20 protein-coding genes, 2 tRNA genes and 2 pseudogenes are annotated in these 18,188 nt (G+C 56.3%); 16 read left to right on the plus strand and 8 right to left on the minus strand.

The genetic code is table 11. From position 1 onward, the window contains the following. Positions 1-70: 70 nt before the first annotated feature. The 3 genes from AWM79_RS11645 (at position 71) to AWM79_RS11655 (ending at position 1,319) form a co-directional block, all read left to right on the plus strand. Complete coding sequence (locus tag AWM79_RS11645) at positions 71-967, plus strand: LysR substrate-binding domain-containing protein (protein ID WP_017130926.1); 897 nt, start codon at positions 71-73, stop codon at positions 965-967. Between the two features lie 180 nt (positions 968-1,147). Next, positions 1,148-1,223: transfer RNA gene (locus AWM79_RS11650), tRNA-Val, on the plus strand. A gap of 19 nt (positions 1,224-1,242) precedes the next feature. After that, a tRNA-Asp gene (locus AWM79_RS11655) sits at positions 1,243-1,319 on the plus strand. A gap of 405 nt (positions 1,320-1,724) precedes the next feature. On the opposite strand, the gene AWM79_RS26080 is transcribed toward AWM79_RS11655, so the two are convergent. Beyond that, positions 1,725-1,892 carry a hypothetical protein gene (locus tag AWM79_RS26080; protein ID WP_156430103.1) on the minus strand — a complete coding sequence of 56 codons (168 nt, stop codon included), beginning with the start codon at positions 1,890-1,892 and terminating at the stop codon, positions 1,725-1,727. A gap of 116 nt (positions 1,893-2,008) precedes the next feature. Between AWM79_RS26080 and AWM79_RS11660 the strand changes: the two are divergent. The 4 genes and pseudogenes from AWM79_RS11660 to AWM79_RS11675 all read left to right on the plus strand — a co-directional run. Beyond that, positions 2,009-2,721 (plus strand): annotated as a pseudogene (locus AWM79_RS11660) (IS5 family transposase); the annotation flags it as partial. Positions 2,722-2,852: 131 nt separating this feature from the next. Continuing rightward, on the plus strand, positions 2,853-3,707 hold the full coding sequence (locus AWM79_RS25580; protein WP_244159637.1) for a hypothetical protein: 855 nt from the start codon (positions 2,853-2,855) through the stop codon (positions 3,705-3,707). A gap of 5 nt (positions 3,708-3,712) precedes the next feature. Beyond that, on the plus strand, positions 3,713-4,228 hold the full coding sequence (locus AWM79_RS26085; RefSeq protein WP_060782869.1) for a hypothetical protein: 516 nt from the start codon (positions 3,713-3,715) through the stop codon (positions 4,226-4,228). Between the two features lie 386 nt (positions 4,229-4,614). Continuing rightward, entirely contained in the window at positions 4,615-5,796 is a 1,182-nt protein-coding gene (locus AWM79_RS11675; RefSeq protein WP_017130922.1) for a CaiB/BaiF CoA transferase family protein, read from the plus strand. Positions 5,797-5,804: 8 nt separating this feature from the next. On the opposite strand, the gene AWM79_RS11680 is transcribed toward AWM79_RS11675, so the two are convergent. Continuing rightward, complete coding sequence (locus tag AWM79_RS11680; RefSeq protein ID WP_017130921.1) at positions 5,805-6,299, minus strand: SprT family zinc-dependent metalloprotease; 495 nt, start codon at positions 6,297-6,299, stop codon at positions 5,805-5,807. Positions 6,300-6,431: 132 nt separating this feature from the next. Beyond that, the gene (locus AWM79_RS11685; RefSeq protein WP_017130920.1) at positions 6,432-7,034 is read right to left on the minus strand and encodes a Yip1 family protein; all 603 of its coding nucleotides are present in this window, start codon (positions 7,032-7,034) and stop codon (positions 6,432-6,434) included. A gap of 302 nt (positions 7,035-7,336) precedes the next feature. On the opposite strand from AWM79_RS11685, the gene ttcA reads away from it, so the two are divergent. Further along, a complete protein-coding gene (ttcA, locus tag AWM79_RS11690) occupies positions 7,337-8,161 on the plus strand; it encodes a tRNA 2-thiocytidine(32) synthetase TtcA (RefSeq protein ID WP_017130919.1) in 825 nt (274 codons plus the stop codon). Positions 8,162-8,171: 10 nt separating this feature from the next. Further along, positions 8,172-8,843, plus strand: a complete 672-nt coding sequence (locus tag AWM79_RS11695) for a DNA-3-methyladenine glycosylase I (RefSeq protein ID WP_017130918.1) — start codon at positions 8,172-8,174, stop codon at positions 8,841-8,843. A gap of 38 nt (positions 8,844-8,881) precedes the next feature. On the opposite strand, the gene AWM79_RS11700 is transcribed toward AWM79_RS11695, so the two are convergent. Further along, entirely contained in the window at positions 8,882-9,784 is a 903-nt protein-coding gene (locus AWM79_RS11700; RefSeq protein ID WP_060782870.1) for a LysR substrate-binding domain-containing protein, read from the minus strand. Between the two features lie 142 nt (positions 9,785-9,926). Here AWM79_RS11700 and AWM79_RS11705 point away from each other — a divergent pair, with 142 nt between their 5' ends. Both AWM79_RS11705 and AWM79_RS11710 read left to right on the plus strand, forming a co-directional pair. After that, a complete protein-coding gene (locus AWM79_RS11705; RefSeq protein ID WP_017130916.1) occupies positions 9,927-11,564 on the plus strand; it encodes a 5-guanidino-2-oxopentanoate decarboxylase in 1,638 nt (545 codons plus the stop codon). A gap of 115 nt (positions 11,565-11,679) precedes the next feature. Beyond that, positions 11,680-11,910, plus strand: a complete 231-nt coding sequence (locus tag AWM79_RS11710) for a hypothetical protein (protein ID WP_017130915.1) — start codon at positions 11,680-11,682, stop codon at positions 11,908-11,910. Between the two features lie 175 nt (positions 11,911-12,085). On the opposite strand, the gene AWM79_RS11715 is transcribed toward AWM79_RS11710, so the two are convergent. The 4 genes and pseudogenes from AWM79_RS11715 to AWM79_RS11730 all read right to left on the minus strand — a co-directional run. After that, positions 12,086-12,715 (minus strand): flavin reductase family protein, encoded by a 630-nt coding sequence (locus AWM79_RS11715; protein ID WP_017130914.1) that lies wholly within the window; start codon positions 12,713-12,715, stop codon positions 12,086-12,088. 183 nt (positions 12,716-12,898) lie between these two features. Continuing rightward, positions 12,899-13,087 carry a hypothetical protein gene (locus AWM79_RS11720; RefSeq protein ID WP_060782871.1) on the minus strand — a complete coding sequence of 63 codons (189 nt, stop codon included), beginning with the start codon at positions 13,085-13,087 and terminating at the stop codon, positions 12,899-12,901. A 333-nt stretch (positions 13,088-13,420) separates the two neighbouring features. After that, the gene (locus AWM79_RS11725) at positions 13,421-14,743 is read right to left on the minus strand and encodes an MFS transporter (protein WP_026013061.1); all 1,323 of its coding nucleotides are present in this window, start codon (positions 14,741-14,743) and stop codon (positions 13,421-13,423) included. 299 nt (positions 14,744-15,042) lie between these two features. Continuing rightward, positions 15,043-15,534 (minus strand): annotated as a pseudogene (locus AWM79_RS11730) (transposase); the annotation flags it as partial. A 320-nt stretch (positions 15,535-15,854) separates the two neighbouring features. Here AWM79_RS11730 and AWM79_RS25905 point away from each other — a divergent pair. The 5 genes from AWM79_RS25905 (at position 15,855) to AWM79_RS24330 (ending at position 18,188) form a co-directional block, all read left to right on the plus strand. Then, entirely contained in the window at positions 15,855-15,980 is a 126-nt protein-coding gene (locus tag AWM79_RS25905) for a hypothetical protein (RefSeq protein ID WP_279615813.1), read from the plus strand. 102 nt (positions 15,981-16,082) lie between these two features. Beyond that, complete coding sequence (gene tla1, locus AWM79_RS11735) at positions 16,083-16,838, plus strand: toxin Tle1 chaperone Tla1 (protein WP_060782872.1); 756 nt, start codon at positions 16,083-16,085, stop codon at positions 16,836-16,838. Beyond that, on the plus strand, positions 16,835-17,314 hold the full coding sequence (locus tag AWM79_RS11740) for a YceK/YidQ family lipoprotein (protein ID WP_060782873.1): 480 nt from the start codon (positions 16,835-16,837) through the stop codon (positions 17,312-17,314). Before tla1 ends, AWM79_RS11740 begins: the two co-directional genes overlap by 4 nt. Before the next feature lie 35 nt (positions 17,315-17,349). Beyond that, positions 17,350-17,871 carry a Tli1a family immunity protein gene (gene tli1a / locus AWM79_RS24325; protein ID WP_082712606.1) on the plus strand — a complete coding sequence of 174 codons (522 nt, stop codon included), beginning with the start codon at positions 17,350-17,352 and terminating at the stop codon, positions 17,869-17,871. Continuing rightward, positions 17,859-18,188 (plus strand): hypothetical protein, encoded by a 330-nt coding sequence (locus AWM79_RS24330; protein ID WP_082712607.1) that lies wholly within the window; start codon positions 17,859-17,861, stop codon positions 18,186-18,188. Before tli1a ends, AWM79_RS24330 begins: the two co-directional genes overlap by 13 nt.

Below are 18,188 nucleotides of genomic sequence, written 5' to 3' on the forward strand. Positions count from 1 at the left end.
TAGCTCATATAATTCAGCGCACCCTCAAATGAATTCATCACCTACCACGGCAAAGTTTCGTCTCCCGCCCATGAAGGCCCTGGTTGCATTCGAGGCCGCTTCCAGGCTTGGCAGTTTCGTTCGCGGTGCGGATGAGCTCGCTGTCACGCCTTCGGCGATCAGTCACCAGATTCAGCTCCTGGAGGATTTTCTGGGGGTCCAATTATTTCAGCGCCACGCCGGAAAAGCGGTGCTTACCCAGGCCGGTCGGACTTATGCCGTAGAGATCAAGATGGCCTTTGAACAGATATCCAACGCGACCAATGTGGTCTCGCCTCAATCCCAGGATGGACACTTGGTGGTGGCTGCCAGCCCGAGCTTTGCCGTGAAGTGGTTGCAGCCGAGATTGATCGGTTTTTTGCAATCCTATCCCGATGTGAAGATCAGGCTCTCGACCCTGAGCGAAAACGAAGACTTGCTGACTAACAGGTATGACCTGGTGATTTCCTATGGGCCGCCGCTGGTCACCCATACGGATATCAAACCGTTGTTGACTGAGCGACTACGTCCGTTGTGCAGTCCCGAGTTGGTAAGCCGGCTCGAACTCAAGGCACTAGATGATTTGGCGCGCGCGACGCTCATTCACTCGTCCAACGCGCTTACATGGGGCGCTTACTTCCGACGCATGGGCATGGAGCCTGTCGTGGCGAACAAGGAGCTTTGGCTCGATCGTTCGATGATGGCCATCGAAGCCGCGACAGCCGGGCTCGGGGTGGTGCTGGAAAGTGAGCTATTGGCGGAGGATGAGCTCAGGGAGGGCAGGCTGGTGGCGCCCTTCGAGGATGCGTCATCCTGGGTGGAGGTCACCTCTTATTATTTGGTGAGCGCGTCGGGCTTCAGAAAGTCCGAATCGAGGGAGGCCTTTGTGGAGTGGTTGCAGGACAGCATTTCAAAAGCTTCCCGCGACCCAAGCAAGGAGTGGCGTTAGAAGTCGTTACGACTGATGAGGTTTTGTCTGTCGCGTCACAGAGCGCCGTCCTGGCTTTTCCGCCCTATGTGGGCCTTTTGTCGTCGGTTATTTGCGAAAAGTTCGAGATTTAAAAAAGATTATTTAAATCAGTGCGTTATGTTTTTTTTGTGGCATACTGCGCGCCACACCGAAAGCGAAGGGTGATTAGCTCAGCCGGGAGAGCATCTGCCTTACAAGCAGAGGGTCGGCGGTTCGATCCCGTCATCACCCACCATTCGTGATCAGTGTGACGCGCAGCGGTAGTTCAGTCGGTTAGAATACCGGCCTGTCACGCCGGGGGTCGCGGGTTCGAGTCCCGTCCGCTGCGCCATATTTGCTTCCACTAAGGCCCACTGAACGCCTGGAAGCCACGGAAATAGCGGCCTTGAGCCGCTTTTTCGCTTTCTGGATTTTACCGGAACCTATCTCCGGCCATGGTTTTTAAGCACACCGCTGGCACAATCTTTTGTGATTTCTTGCGCATCAATTTTTATATTGATTCGCCTACCACTGAGTTGTATTTTTCCCTCTTTGATGTAGAAGGAGGTGCCGATGGCATCTGACAGATGCTGCGATCTTATTGACATAGGTGCCTCAATGCGTCGATGGAGCGCACGTTTCGAAGTTTGAAAACTGAGTGGCTGTCGATAATGGGCAGCATAAGGGCCCGAGAAGCGCACCGATGTATCGGTATCACTATCTGATACATCGGTTAACTGGACTCGACTGCACCACTTCAACGATGGGTTGGCTCCGGCTCAGGCAGAGAAAAAATCAACGTCGTGTCCGGGATCAGTTGACCACTACACATGTCGCAGGAGCTGTCTTCGCGGGTGATGTGTTTTTGCCAAGCATTGTCCATGATCTCCTGCGGATATCCTCGCCAGCCAAGGTTTTGATGCATGGGGGAACCAATGCGAATCTGGCCACCACTCACTTCAATCGTTAAAGCTTGGGAAACTCTGAAAAAGCTTCCCGATTTAGAACCTGTCCGGGCACCAGTCGCCGAGCCTTCCGATGATGAAACAGATGACCTTCGTCGACGCCGAGTACATCGACAAGCGCAAACAGACCTACAAGGAATTGTTCCTGATCGAGATGGATCGGGTGGTACGGTGGAAGGGCTTGATTGCCTTGAGCGAGCCCTACTATCCAAAAGGTGAAGGCGGTTGCCCGGCCTATCCGGAGATGGAAGAAACGCTGTATAAAATGATCATCCTGCGTCAGTTTTCTGGTTTGAGCCTTGAGCGGATCCCGGACAAAACCACCATCTTAATTTCCGGTGCCTGCTGGAAAAACATGAATTGGCAGTCAGGATTCTCGGTGTGATCAATGGTTATCTTGGTGACCTAGGTCTGTCCTTTCCTCAAGGCACTATCTTCGACGCCACACTGATTCATGCGCCCAGTTTGGCCAAGAACAAAAACGGCAAGCGCGACCCGGACATGCATCAGGCCAAGAAAGGCAACCAATATTATTTCGGCGCCAAAGCTCACGTCGGAGCCGACGACGAGTCAGGCCTGGTACACAGTGTAGTGATCACTGCGGCCGACGTTGCGAACGTTACGCAGGTCGACAAACTACTGCATGGCGAGGAAAACGTGGTCCGCGCCGATGCGGGTTATACCGGGTCGAGAGGCGTGAAAAGTAGTGCGCGTGTCATGCAGGAAATGGCTGTTGCGAATCGTCTCGCGGTGTTCGAGAGGGCTGAAAAGCGAAGAGAGTTGAACAAGTTTCAATATACATCTTTTTTGAATAAAGGGCTGACGGCTCGATAGCCGGAAAGCATTCGGCTATTTCAGAGCATCTCTAGGGATTTTCGGAATGGTTTTAATTTAATATATGTTATAGTGATGGAGATTTTATGGTGTTGGGAATTTCAAATTATAAATCTGTTCAATCCGTAATTAATCAGACTCAAGAGCGTGCGAGTACAGAAAATTCTGCTGCGCCACATAGCGTTTCTCATGATGCGCTATCTGGTATGCGGACAGAAAATGTACAGGCGGTGGAACCTGTACACAACATTAAATTGCAAAAAGAAGATATCACGGCTGGTGACATACTTATATTGCTTGATCAGCAGAGTAATACAACAACTAATCATCAGCTAATTAAGGTTGGGCAGAAGTTGGTCGTACTTTCTTTATTGCGAAATAATAAAGGCGATCCTGCACTCGTCCATGCTGTCATGTGGTCGAAAAGATCGAACAACCCTGGACGTACTAGCATCAATAGCTCAGGCGAGTCGGAAATTGTAGAGATGCGGGGCGGCATGCAACTGTCATCAAACTCTGGGCCAATTCGGCAAGGTCTTTATAAAGTTTACTCACCAAAAAATAAAGATTTGGGTGATTGGGCTGCCCAGGTAGGGCAGGCCTGGAGCGCGGATCAAAGCGTTCCGTACTCAAAAACTAAATCTGTACTCAGTGTTTTACGCAACTCAAATTTCGGTGAGAGTGCTTCGAAAGCCAGTCAATCTTATTCAAAAGAAGCATTTGAAAATAGACCTCAGATTAGTGGGGCATTCTGCTCACATTTTATCATAGCGGCTTATCAGGCTGCGGCAAGCCGTATGGGTATTCCTTATAGCGAAGCTCTAAAAGTTGATGCTGAAGCCACCTCGGTGAGAACTTTGGAGCACTTTTTGAAAGCGGATAAACATAACTTTGAGTTCAAGGGTATGCTTAATATAAGTGCCGAAGAAGTTCTGTATTAGAAAATTTGGCGGTCAAGCTCGATCTGCTCATCGAGCACCGGGATGATCTGCTGCACTTGGCCGAAGCACCGGTCGATTTCGGGCGCATCGAGAAAACTCTGTACATCGATGATAAATCCAAGCTTCGTGCCACCCCGATGCAATTAAACCTAGGCGAGGGCCGGGCGACCGCCGTGCTCCACGGTAAGCGAGGCCGAACCAGGGCAGATATTCCCCCCGCTACGCCATATTTGCTTCCATTAAGGCCCACTGAACGCCTGGAAACCATGGAAAATAGCGGCATCGAGCCGCTTTTTTCGTTTTCTGGATTTCACCGAAATCTATCCACGAGCACGGTTTTTAAGTATACCGCTGACACAATTTTTTGTGATTTCTTGCGCATCAATTTTCGTATTGATTCGCCTACCGTTGGACTGTATTTCTCCTCCTTATTGCTGATCACTGACATGAAGTTCGAAGTGAAGAAGAAACTGATGCGAAGTAAGAAATGCGCTATTTCTTGGCCTGCCGGATCCCTTTGAACGAACTGGGCAATTCTGGCGCGACGGCTGTTCCTCAACAAGAGTACGAATGGCTTCGAGAGCAGGCTGTGGTCGATGCGAAGGCGGCCAAGGTATTTGCCTGAGCTTTCTAGCCGTACTGGCGGCCCTGCTTGTGGGGCCACCCTTTCAGGTCTACATGCTGGCGCAAAAAGCTGCTCAAGGCCGAGTTTGCGGGAACCGCGACTATTGTCCTTGTGGTAATCAGCGCGGCGAAGATTTTTCCTTACCGGAATTTGCATCCGTACTCCCACGAAATGCCGTGGGATGCCATGGTATTGATCCCACTTGCCTTCATAGCTACGGTGGGTGGCGCCCGGTGGTGGGTTGCCTATTCTGGAGATCATCGTCCAGATTACGGAGCGCCCATGCAAGGTCCGCTGGCATCACTGAAGGTTCTGGATTTTTCGACATTGCTTCCAGGGCCGTTCGCCTCCTTGCTGCTGGCGGACATGGGCGCCGATGTACTGCGTATCGAATCGCCCAGTCGCCCGGACCTGCTACGGATATTGGCGCCCCATGACCAGGGGATCTCTGCCGCTCATGCCTATCTCAATCGTAACAAGCGCTGCCTGGCCCTGGACTTGAAACAGCCCGAGGCCGTGGCGATCGTGCAGCAACTGGTGCTTGAGCATGACATCCTGCTGGAGCAGTTTCGCCCCGGTGTCATGGACCGCCTGGGCCTGGGTTATGAAACCCTCAAGACCATCAATCCACGCTTGATCTATGTAGCGATCACCGGCTACGGCCAGACCGGACCTTACCGCGACCGCGCCGGGCACGACCTCAATTACCTGGCATTATCGGGACTGGCCAGCTACACCGGGCGTCAGGACGCCGGACCGCTGCCCCTGGCGATGCAGGTGGCGGATGTGGCCGGTGGCTCGCTGCACGGGGTGATCGGCCTGCTGGCGGCGGTGATCGCCCGGCAGCAGACGGGGCTCGGGCAATTTGTCGATGTCAGTATGACCGATTGCGCGTTCAGCCTGAATGCCTTGTCCGGTGCCGGTTTCCTCGCTTGTGGCGTGGAGCCGGAGCGCGAGCGGCAGATGCTCAATGGCGGTAGTTTCTACGACTACTACCGCACCCGCGAGGGCCGTTGGTTCGCCGTGGGCAGCCTGGAGCTAAACTTCATGCGCTCGTTATGTACCGCGTTGGGGCGCCCGGAGTTGATTCACCCAGGTTTGTCGTCGGATCCCGTGCAGCAACGGCAGCTCAAGCAGGCGCTGCAGGTGGAGTTCGAAAAGCATGACTACGACGCGTTATGCGTGTTGTTTGCCGGTACCGATGCCTGTGTCGAGCCGGTTCTCAGCCTGGCTGAAGCTGTCGAGCATCCGCAATTGAAGGCTCGTGAAGTGGTGGTTCAGGTGCCCCGTGGCGAGGGGGGCAGCCAGGCGCAGATAGCCTGTCCGCTGAAATTTTCAGAGGGCCTGCCCGCCCCCCGGCATATCGGCATGGCGCTGGGCGCCCAGGGTGACGAGGTGCTGGCTGAGTTGGGCTACAGCGAGGCGCGCATCGTGGCGCTGCGCAAGGCGGGAATACTCGGCTGAGGCCGAACCTACTCCACCCGCATCTCACCGCTGAACACCAGCGTATGCCGGCAACGCCGGCACAGATAGCGCCGGCCCTGGTTCACCAGTCGATGCCGCTGAGCCGAAAACGGGAAGTCGCTGTCGGCACAAGGGCAGCGGTAGATATAGCGTGTCACATTGCGCCGCTGGACCTCATAGGTATGGCAGCGGTTGGGCGGTAATTCGTAAACCCCCCGCATGATCAGTTGCCACTCCTCGCCGTGGGGCTGGATACGTTCACCGAACAGTTGGTAGGCGATCAGGTGCGCGACTTCGTGAGGTACGGTCTGGCGCAGAAAGTCTTCGTTGTTCTCCCGGTACAGCTGCGGATTGAAGCGCAGCAGGTTTTCCCGCAAGTGCGCAACACCGGCTTTCTGGCCGCGCAGCTTGAGGCTGATGACCGGGCGTTTGAACGGTCGTTTAAAAAAGAATTCGGCTTGTTGGAAACAGTCTTCGACACGGGTGTTGAGGTGCTCGGGCATGCTGTACGTCTCTCCAGAGAGCGTGAGTATGCCGCAAACCCTGGCGATTCCGAATCCGTCAGGCGCCAAATGGTCAGGGTGGAATTAAAGAGGCCGCCTTGCGGCGGCCTGTGTCGGCAGGTTTCTGGTTATTCAGTTGGTGTAGACCGGACCCACTCCCAAGCCCCAGACAATCACGGTAAAGGCCATGATTGCCACCAGTACGACCAGCCCAACGGCCAGTATCGAACTGGAAAACAGGAAGCCTTCATCCGAAGGTATGTTCATGAAAGTCGGCAAACCGACATAGAGCAGGTAGACGGTGTAGCAGATGGCGGCGGTGCCGACGATCATGCCCAGCCACATATGTGGGTACAGCGCCGCCAGGCCGCCAATGAACAGGGGTGTGGCGGTGTAGGTGGCGAATGCCACGCAGCGTGCCAGGCTGGGGTTGGCATCGTAGGTGCGGGCCATCCAGTGAATGAAGGCGCCCATCACCGCCACGCCGCCGAGCATGGCGATATAGGACATGAGGGTCATCCAGATCGCGCTTTCCTGGGTCAGCATGACCGGAGCCCGGTTGCCGATGACCCAGCCGACCTGTGTGGTGCCGATAAAGGCGGAAACCGCGGGGATCGCGGCAAGGATCAAGGTGTGGGTGAGGTACATGTGGCCGATGCTTTCCTCGGCGTCGCCACGGATTTCCCGCCATTCCTGATCAGGGTGGGTGAACAGTCCGAAAACGTGATGGATCATGTCAGTCACTCCTTTTGTTATTACCGTCGCCCCCCAGCGGAGCACCTACCGGCCAATCGGCCAAAGTAATCAGAGGTCTGGATATCTGCGCGACCTTATGTCGCAGTATAGAGAGGGCTGGACTCAATAAATCCGGGGCTTTAGAGCAAATCGCACTGTCGGGCGCGGTTGTAATCGCGTTGTAGCATTTGCATTGGATTTCGGCGGACAAGCTCCACTCCCACAACACGGAGTCTTCGCCCAACGCGGGTTTGTGCGTAAAATAGCCGCCTTTTCGACACACCTCGCGGATTTCAAGGGCTATGGGCACTCTTTCGGTCAATCAGAACAAACTGCAGAAACGCCTTCGCCGGCAGGCGGGGGAGGCGGTCGCCGATTTCAACATGATCGAGGAGGGCGACAAGGTCATGGTCTGCCTGTCGGGCGGCAAGGACAGCTACACCATGCTCGACGTTCTGATGCACCTGCAGAAAGTGGCGCCGATCAAGTTCGACATCGTTGCCGTCAACATGGACCAGAAGCAGCCCGGCTTTCCCGAGCACGTACTGCCCGCCTACCTGAAAGCGCTGGGCGTGGAATACCATATCGTCGAGAAAGACACCTACTCGGTGGTCAAGGAGCTGGTGCCCGAAGGCAAGACCACCTGCTCGCTGTGCTCGCGCCTGCGTCGTGGCACCTTGTACACCTTCGCCGACGAGATCGGTGCGACGAAGATGGCCCTGGGGCATCACCGCGACGATATCGTCGAGACCTTCTTCCTCAACATGTTCTACAACGGCACCCTCAAGGCCATGCCGCCCAAGCTGCGGTCCGATGATGGACGCAACGTGGTAATTCGGCCGCTGGCGTATTGCAGCGAAAAGGACATCCAGGCCTACTCGGACTTTAAACAGTTCCCAATCATTCCGTGCAACCTCTGTGGTTCCCAGGAAAACCTGCAACGTCAGGTGGTCAAGGAGATGTTGCAGGAGTGGGAGCGCAAGACACCAGGCCGCACCGAGAGCATTTTCCGTGGTTTGCAGAACGTCATCCCTTCGCAACTGGCCGACCGCAACCTGTTCGATTTCACCCACCTGCGTATCGACGAAACGGCAGCCTCGCGCTTCGTCAATGTCGTGAATCTCTGAAGGAACCGGCATGCGCGACTACAAATGGCTGCACGAATACTGTCTGAACCGCTTCGGTTCGGCGGCGGCATTGGCGGCCGAGCTGCCCGAGCCGCAGACGGCGACGCAACTGCGCCGGTTCAGTGATGATCGCTACCTGTCGATGATTGCCTTGCGGGTATTCCGTGCCGGTCTCAAGCACAGTGTGGTGGATGCCAAGTGGCCGGTCTTCGAGCAAGTGTTCTTCGGTTTCGATCCTGAGAAAGTGGTGCTGATGGGCGCCGAACACCTGGAGCGACTGATGCAGGATGCACGAATCATCCGTCACCTGGGCAAGCTCAAGAGTGTGCCGCGCAATGCGCAGATGGTGCTGGACGTGGCCAAGGAGAAGGGTAGCTTCGGCAACCTGATCGCCGATTGGCCGGTGACCGAGATCACCGGGCTGTGGAAATACCTGGCCAAGCACGGACAGCAACTGGGTGGGCTGTCGGCTCCGCGTTTGCTGCGGATGGTGGGCAAGGACACCTTTATACCGAGCTATGACGTGGTGGCAGCGCTCAATGCGCAGAAGATCGTCGACAAGGTGCCGACTAGCTTGCGTGACCTGGCAATCGTCCAGGACGCCTTCAACCAGTGGCATGCCGAGAGCGGGCGACCGATGTGCCAGCTTTCGATGATGCTGGCGTTTACCGCCAATCATTGAACATGACCCGTAAGCGTCGCTGAGCCGATTCCGGCGGGCTATGCCGGGTGCTCGGGGGCGGCCCGCTCCGCCGCCTGCGCCACCAGCCACTCCATCAATTCTCGTAACGGCGGTGCCGTCCTGGCCCGCTCCGGATAGACCAGGTAGTACGCCTGCCCGGTGCGCACGCGCAAGTCGAACGGCATAACCAGCCGCCCGGCACTCAGGTCCTCGCCAATCAACGCCCAATCGCCAATCGCCACGCCGGTGCCTTGGGACGCCACGCTCATCGCCAGGTCCAGGGTGTCGAAATGCTGTCCCTTGCCGATATTGCTGACCCGCGCACCCGCTACCTTGAGCCAGGCTTCCCAGTCCCGCTGGTCACGCGTGGGATGCAGGAGCATGTGTTGCTCAAGATCGGCGAAGCTGTTCAAGGGGATCTGGCCATTCATCAGTTGTGGTGAACAAACCGGCGTCAATTGCTCATCGAACAGATGATGGGAGGCCACCGAAGGGCCTGGCGGCGCGCCATAGACCACGGCGGCGTCAAATGCTTCCCGGCGGAAATCCACGGCGTGCTGCACCGTGGTGGTCAGCTCTACAGGCACGTCCGGGCGCTCCTTCTGCCATTGCAACAGGCGTGGCAGCAGCCAGCGCATCATGCAGGTCGGTGCCTTGAGTTGCAGGGCTTCGCGGCGGGCGCCGACCTGGTCCAGCGCCTCGTCGATCAGATTGAACGCCTGCTGGATTCGTGGGAACAGCTCACGACCCTGAGCGGTCAGGCTCAGGCCACGTGCCTGGCGCTGGAACAGCGCATAGCCCAGATGACTTTCCAGCCCGGCGATCTGCCGGCTCACCGCTCCCTGGGTGATGTGCAGCAGCTCGGCTGCGCGGGTGAAATTGCAGCACCGGGCGGTGACCAGGAAGGTGTGCAGCGCGGGCAGCGGTGGCGGACGTTTCATAGTAAGGCAGCTCAGGCATGACGGCAGGACATGCCTAGTATGACTATTTTTGCCTTGTGCCGGCCATCGGTCAAACGCTCCAATAACCCTGGCGCCACGCTTATCGGCAGCATGGCTTATACGAACAAGAAGGGCGAATCTGATGGCGACGTGCGGCGAAGTATTGGTCAAGTTACTGGAAGGCTATGGGGTCGAGCAGGTGTTCGGCATTCCCGGCGTGCATACCGTGGAATTGTATCGTGGCCTGGCGTCGTCGAGCATCGAGCACGTCACGCCGCGCCATGAGCAGGGCGCAGGCTTTATGGCTGACGGTTATGCCCGCACCAGCGGCAAGCCGGGGGTGTGCTTTATCATCACCGGCCCCGGCATGACCAATATCACCACGGCGATGGGCCAGGCCTATGCCGATTCGATCCCGATGCTGGTGATTTCCAGCGTCCAGTCGCGCAATCAACTGGGCGGCGGGCGCGGTAAGCTGCATGAGTTGCCGAACCAGGGCACGCTGGTAGCGGGTGTCACGGCGTTCTCCCACACACTGATGTCGGCAGCCGAATTGCCGGCGGTGTTGGCCCGCGCCTTCGCGTTGTTCCAGGCCGGGCGCCCGCGTCCGGTACACATCGAGATTCCCCTCGATGTGCTGGTGGAGAACGCCGATGCCTTGCTCGATAGCCAGCCGGTGCAGATTAGCCGCGCCGGGGCGGCCCCGGCAGCGGTCGCGCAAATGGCCGAACTACTAGCCAGGGCCCGGCATCCGTTGATCCTCGCCGGTGGCGGCGCCATCGATGCGGCAGCCGCCTTGACCCGGCTGGCGGAACGATTGGAGGCCCCGGTGGCCTTGACCATCAATGCCAAGGGCATGTTGCCGTCGCGCCATCCGCTGTTGATCGGTTCGACTCAATCCATGCTTGCCACCCGTGCCCTGGTGGCGGATGCCGATGTGGTCCTGGCTATCGGTACCGAGTTGGCGGAAACCGATTACGACATCACCTTTGCCGGCGGCTTCGAGATTCCCGGCATCCTGCTGCGTGTCGATATCGACCCGGACCAGACCGTCCGCAACTATCCGCCCAAGGTCGCGTTGGTGTCCGACTCGCGAACGGCGGCCGAGGCGCTGCTTGCGGCTGTCGAAGGCCAGGTCCTGGCTGAACGCCAAGACGATTGGGGGCTGCGACGCGCCGCTGCCTTGCGCGCTGAACTGGACGCTCTCTGGGATGCGCCGACACGTGCCCAGACGCAGTTCCTCAACACCGTTCTCGAGGTGCTGCCGGAAGCGGTGCTGGTGGGCGACTCGACCCAACCGGTGTATACCGGCAACCTGACCCTGAATCCGGAGCACCCACGGCGCTGGTTCAACTCGTCCACCGGCTACGGCACCCTCGGTTATGCCTTGCCCGCCGCCATCGGCGCCTGGTTGGGACGGGCCTCCAAGCGTCATGAGCGCGGCGCCGTGGTTTGCTTGATCGGTGACGGCGGCTTGCAGTTCACCCTGTCGGAACTGGCCAGTGCCGTCGAAGCAGGCACCCCGGTGATCGTCTTGTTGTGGAATAACCAGGGCTACGAAGAGATCAAGAAATACATGGTCAACCGTGCCATCACCCCAGTGGGCGTGGATATCTATACTCCCGACTTTATCGGCGTCGCCAAGGCCCTGGGCTGCGCGGCCGAGGCGGTCAGCGCGGTGGAGCCTCTGCGCATCGCGCTGCAGACCGCCGCCGCGCGTCCGGGACCGACGTTGATTGAAATTGACCAAGGTCTTTGGCTGAAAGGGATGTTGTCGTGATGAATGTGCAAATGCACCTGGACGGCCTCCCTATCGACGGCCAGCGACTCCTTGCGCCAGTTGACCCGTTGAAGGTTTAGAATGTGAGCCGATCAATGGGGTGGAATAGATAGGCATGGCACGTAAAGAGTTTGCACAATTCGAAGCGGTTTCCGCAGCGGTTCGCGGTGAGGCCGGTTACAGCGCAGCTATTGCGGTAAAGGCCCTGGGCGGTTTCGATGCCCCGCGTTTCCACAAAATTCTGCAAGACCAGACGTTCAAGACCGCGCTGGCCGCCGATCAGGCCGCCGAGCAAGCGTTGGCGGGGCTGATCGACGTCGATGCCAAAGGCGAGTTGTCCTGGTAGGCGTTCCCCAGTGCCTAGTGGCCTGTACGGTGAGTTCGTTAGCTCAAGTTCGGATGCCATAAGTCCATGGCCAAGGCGCTGTGACGAGTCATAGCGGGGCTATGGCGAGGAACAGCAACGTAGGCCAGGGATTTAGGGCGCCGAAATTGACTCATAGAACTAACCACACGGGCCACTAGTTCGTCACTTGCGGGCGATACATCTTGAACAGAGCCTGCGGGCTCAACTGGAAATAGTCCGCCGGGCCGCCGCCACGCAGAATCGGCTCGGCGGCGGCGGTGTCGTAGATACCGTCCTTGAGCAGATGCCTGGCGATATAGACGGCAACCACTTCGCCGAGAATCAGCCAACTGGGCACCAATGTCTGGTCGGCACGCTGCAACTGGATGATCTGGGTGACCTTGCATTCGAAGGACACAGGGCTTTCCAGCACCCGTGGCACGCGAATGATCTTCGAGGCAACGGGCGTCAGGCCCGCCAGTTCGAATTCATTGACCGTGGCCGGCACAGCGGCGCAGCTCTGGTTCATCGCTTCGGCCAGCGGGCGGGTGGCGAGGTTCCAGGCAAATTCACCGGTCTGTTCGATATTGTTCAGGCTGTCTTTGCGACCGACGCTGGAGAACCCGATGATCGGCGGGATGTAGTTGAAAGCGTTGAAAAAGCTGTAGGGCGCCAGGTTAAGGTGACCTTCGGTGTCCTGCGACGAAATCCAGCCGATGGGGCGCGGACCGACGATGGCATTGAACGGATCGTGAGGCAGGCCGTGGCCGTTGATGGGTTCGTAATAGTGGATATCGTCGGACATGTTTCGAGGGTTCCGCAGGCTGGGTGAGGCCAACAGTGTGCTTGGCCTTGAGAGCAAATGCGATAGCTCGATGACTGCGACCTTCGTCCGCTCTGCTGGCACGGGCGTCATGGGCTGCATTTTGTTACCCCCAAGAAACGACTAAGCCCGGCCGAAGCCGGGCTGTGAGGTCTGCGCGACCCGTTAGCCGAAGGCAACCGCGCCGTGGGTCCGGTCGTAACCGTCAGCAGCAACCGCATTGGCGCCGTGGGTCCGGTCGTAACCATCAGCCGCAACGCTATAGGCACCTGGAGTGTGGCTGTAACCATCGGCGGCAAAGGTGTTGGCGGCCAGTACGGAAAAGGTCAGGGCGAGGATCAATTTGGTTTTCATGGTAGCTGCTCCTATCGGGTAGTTGTTTTGTTCAGTGGGTATGGAAGCTATATTACGCCGATTAATTTGATTGAAAAACGCAAAATGATGCTTAAAACAATCGTATAAATAGATGTATTTGGTGCCGCCAACGGATAACGATCACGTGATGCCCAAGGGCGCATGCGTCAGTTGATTTGGCGTGGGGGCAGAATTGAGGCTGGGAATAACGCTTATTAATTCCCAAATTTCTTTTTGCGCAGAAGCGCAGGATATGGAAGCGCCCGCGAAGCAGGAGGGCTTTTTCGCGGGCAAGCCCGCTCCCACGATGGGGAGTGGGGCTTTTCAGTCGTGTCAGTCGGTTTCGATCCGTGAGTGCTTGCGGGTGTCCTTCATGGTGATGTACACCAGCAGCGAAACCGCGATGCAGGCGGTCACGTACCAGTAGTAGCCGGTTTCCAGGCCGATACTCTTGAACCACAGTGCGATGTATTCAGCGGTGCCGCCAAAGATCGATACCGTCAGCGCATAGGGCAGGCCGACACCCAGGGCACGGATTTCCGTCGGGAACAGCTCGGCCTTCACCACCGCGTTGATCGAGGTATAGCCGCTGACGATGATCAGCGCGGCCATGATCAGGAAAAATGCACCCCACCAGCTCTGGACGGTATGTAGGGTGGTGAGGATCGGCACGGTGCAGAGCGTGCCGAGAATTCCGAAAGCAATCAGGATCGGCCGTCGGCCAACCTTGTCCGACAGCGCGCCGACCACCGGTTGCAGGCACATGAACAGGAACAGCGTTGCCGCCGAGATGGTGGTGGAGTCGGAGATGCTCATGCCGACGGTGTTCACCAGGTACTTCTGCATATAGGTGGTGTAGGTGTAGAAGGCCAGGGTGCCGCCCATGGTCAGGCCGACCACGGTCATTAGCTCCTTGGGATGGCGCATTAGCGTGCGCATCAAGCTTTCTTTCGGTTTTTTGCGCTGCTTGGTGAACGACTCGGTTTCTTCCATGCCGCGACGCAGGTAGAGCGCGACCACCGCACACAATGCACCGATGCCGAATGGAATCCGCCAGCCCCAACTCTGCAACTGTTCGGTGGTCAAGGTCTGTTGCAGTACGATTAGTACCGCCAGGGCGATGAGCTGGCCGGAGATCAGGGTCACATACTGGAAGCTGGAGAAGAAGCCGCGACGTTCCTTGGTCGCCATCTCGCTGAGATAGGTGGCGGAAGTGCCGTATTCGCCACCGACCGATAGGCCCTGCATCAGGCGGGCAACCACCAGCAGGATCGGTGCGCCGACGCCGATGGTTTCATAACCGGGTGTCAGAGCGATGATCAGGGAACCGAAGCACATCAGCAAGACCGAGGCCATTAGTGCCGCCTTGCGCCCCTTGCGGTCGGCATACAGGCCCATCAGCCAACCACCGATCGGGCGCATCAGGAAGCCCACGGCAAAGATGGCTGCGGTGTTGAGCAGTTGTGCCGTGGTGTCGCCTTTGGGGAAGAAGACCTTGGCGAAGTACAGCGAGAAAGCGGCGTAGACATACCAGTCATACCACTCGACCATATTGCCGACCGAACCGCTGAAGATCGATTTCAAACGGCTGGAGGTCGTTCTTTCTTGTGCCGGCGCGGTGGCCGACCCTAGGGGCAAGGTAGAGGAGTTATCCATCAGGGAACCTTCAAGTCATTGTTTTTATGGCATGCGTGAGCGCAGCCTGACAAGGCTATAGCAGGAGCCGTGCCAGGGAACGAAGGCCCGGTCTAGGGGAACTGATGGGAGTTGATAGGCGGAAATCCGCTTGTTGGCAACCAATCGATAAGCGGAAAATTGCCGATATTTTGGAGTGAACGGGCTGGTCGGGACGCCGCATTGCCACAAGGGACGCGAGTGTCAGATTTTTTGTGTTCGGGCTGTTAACGGCCTGTCGTCAGGCAGGCCTTCATTTCACCAGGTCGGCCTGATAAATCGATCCCCTCCAATACGGCATCGGTGACCGAGCTGATGAAGTCATGGGAGACGTCTGTTCCGTACTGCTCCGAGAGAAATGCGCGGATCTCGCGCACGGTCATGCTACGGGCATACATGGCAATGATCTTGCCGCCAAAGCCAGTGAAACGACGCTCGTGTTTGGGTATCAGGATCGGAGCGAAGCTGCCGTCGCGGTCTCTGGGAATGTCCTGGCGAAGTGGGCCATTATCGTCGGTAAGCACTGTTTTGCCACTTTTGCCGTTGCGCTGATTACTCGAACCCTCAGGGCGCTCCGCGCCCTGAGGATAGCCAAGGTGATGGCCCAGTTCTGCGCCAAGGGCTCGCTCAATCAGCGCCTTTTTGAACGCCATTGAGGCATCCTGGATGGCTTCGGCGCTCATCGGTCCGTTGACGAACTGATCGATCAGCTCCTTGGGAATAGCTGGAAGGTCTCGCGGGGCCTCACGGGCCGGCTTCTTTTTGGTTGGCATACATGCACCTCTTACTCATGGCATGCCCAAACACAAAGTTTCTGACAGTCTCTAATCGCCTGGCTAAAGATCGTTGCTGAACATTCCTAGCTATTTTGGGGATGGATCTTACAGTAATTCTTTTTCCGCTTTGTTAGCGTTCCTCTCAGTTCATATTTGTCAGGCTAGTTGTTGTGCTTTATGGGCGGTCCTGCCAGCACGCCAAAGCCTGTCCTAGCTGGGTAACTAAAGGAACAACGGATGTTCAACGCTTCCTCACGCCTGATGATCACAGACCTTATATATGATCCTCAAGCCTTCGTCCTCCCGGAGGCCTGAACATGCTCAACCCACCGCGCCCGATCTTCGACCATAGCCGGCACACACTCAGCGTTTACGGGGTTGACGCCTTGCTCGACGTCCTCACCTTTCAGGGCACCGAGGGCCTGAGCCAACCGTTCAACTAATGCGTGGAGTTCACCTGCACCGACTGCGATATCGACGTCGAAAAAATGCTCGGCCGCAGCGCCACTTTCAGCCTTGAGCCGTGAACGTTGATTGAAGGGAAGATGCAGATGGCAACGCCAACAGAATGGCAAGAACACATCGAACGGACATGTGCCAGCGTCGGCCTGCAACAGGTTAACGTGCTGCTCGACCAAGCCGATTGGAACAACTGCGCTGTACCGGCGCTGAAGATGCTGAGGCCGGAAGTTCCGTGGTTTTCATTGTTCAGCGGCACACCGGAGGAAAACCTTCTGGATCAGGCTCCGCTATTAATGCGCCTGAACCTGGCGCATTGGCAACATAAAGCCTGGCTGGAAGAGCTGCTGACCCAGTGCGCCACCGAGGCTCGCTTGCTGGTGGTGATCTCGCCATTGTCCTTCGATACCTTGAGCCAGGCTCTGCAAGCCCTCTCGCAAGTAAAGTGGGGCGCACGGACGGGCCTGTTGCGGTATTACGACCCACGAATCTTTCCTTTGCTGACGTCCGCGATCCTGACGGATAACCAACGCACCGAATACCTGCAAGCGGTCAACTATTGGGGCTGGCTGGATCGGGACGGCCAGCCGCAGTGGTTGCAAGGTAATTGCCTGGGATATCACTCTGAAATCGAAGTTAAGCCCTTTCTGAATTTGAGCGATCAGCAAGGCGAGCTGATTGGTTGTATCGGTAATGCACAGAAACTGCTAAATGGCGGGAAATTCGATGATTTGGAGGCGACCCGGGAACTGCGTTTCGCCGCCTTATACTCAATTGTCGTACAGGCCCACCAGGAAAATCATTTGGATGATTTGACCGAATACGTGAGGCAAAAATTATGAGCCGCAAACAAGGGGTATCAAATGGCCGGCGTGTTCGAAATGTAGAAGATTTACTCAAGCAAAAGGTCGATGTACTGAAACGATTGGCTTTGATCATGCTGTGCGGTCTTGCAATCAGTAGTGCCGGCTGCGGAACATTAGTTGAACGGGGCGAATCATCGAAAACCTACCACCGTTCAGGTCATTACTATGTCGGTGTTCAATATGACTGGAGGCTTCTTACATTGGAAGGCGCCGGTGGTTATGACCCCATTCCCACGTACTGCTATCTAATCATCGTATGCCCATTTGCGACTCTGCTCAGCATGCCGGTAGATTTTCTGGTCGATACGGTGATGTTGTATAGCGACCATCAAAATAAACTCAAAGAAGAACAAAAAAACAGCGGATATATTCGAGATGAACACGCTCTCGCTGAGGATAGGCCAGATGAAGTAGCACTAAAAAATTGGGCCTTGATGCAGGGTTCTGTTTGAGTGTGAGTTGCTGGTGATCAAGGGAGTTGAAGATCATGAAAATAATAATGAGAAAGGCGCGGATACAAGGATTGTGGTGCCTATTAGGGTTAATGTTGTTGGGATGTTCTTCTGCGGATAATGAAATGGCCGGGGGAAATCTGCAAGCCGTCAATCATACCGTGCAAGGGATTAACTGGATGTCGGTCAATGGTTATCGGGCTCACGGTGGTGGTGGCAGTGTCTGTTGCATCATCATGCCTACCAAATGGCGCCCTGGTTTGAAAGCCCATATCGAGTGGGAGGTCGACCCAGAGCCATATGCTTATTCAAAATGGCCCCGATTAGGGACCGATGGCTATCGAGCCGCACAAGCTAAACATAAAGCTAACTATCAACACCACAGCACCACCGTGGAGATTCCAGAGTGGCCAGGTACTGAATCTTGTGGTTTGAAAGTTCATTTTTTTGTGTGTAATCAGATCAAAGTCACAACTTCCTGCTGGGGTTATGGTTCACCGAATAATCCAATTAAAGAACCTCTTGATATGAAGGAGCCAGCCGTATGTCCAAAGTGAGCAATAATTCAAAAACTAAAGCATGGGGGCCACCGCATTTTCCGGAGAGTGGCCGCTTACCTACCAATACATCAATGGTAGCCGCCAACCACCGAAAGCAAACTTACGAGGAAGACCTTTTTTGTCGAGTGACCGACTCCAGAGGTCAAAAGCGATATTTTGAATGCTGCCATAGCCTGCATATCAGCTTGTTTTCTACGATGCCAATGATAACGAGAAGCATGATGCCAAGAACAGTTGACCTATTAATGTCGCCAGGCATGTTTCATGCTTCGAATGGTTTGCGCGATCAGAGCAATCAGCAAGGAAATGGCTAG

The organism is Pseudomonas agarici (assembly GCF_001543125.1).
Taxonomy (GTDB): Bacteria; Pseudomonadota; Gammaproteobacteria; order Pseudomonadales; family Pseudomonadaceae; genus Aquipseudomonas; species Aquipseudomonas agarici.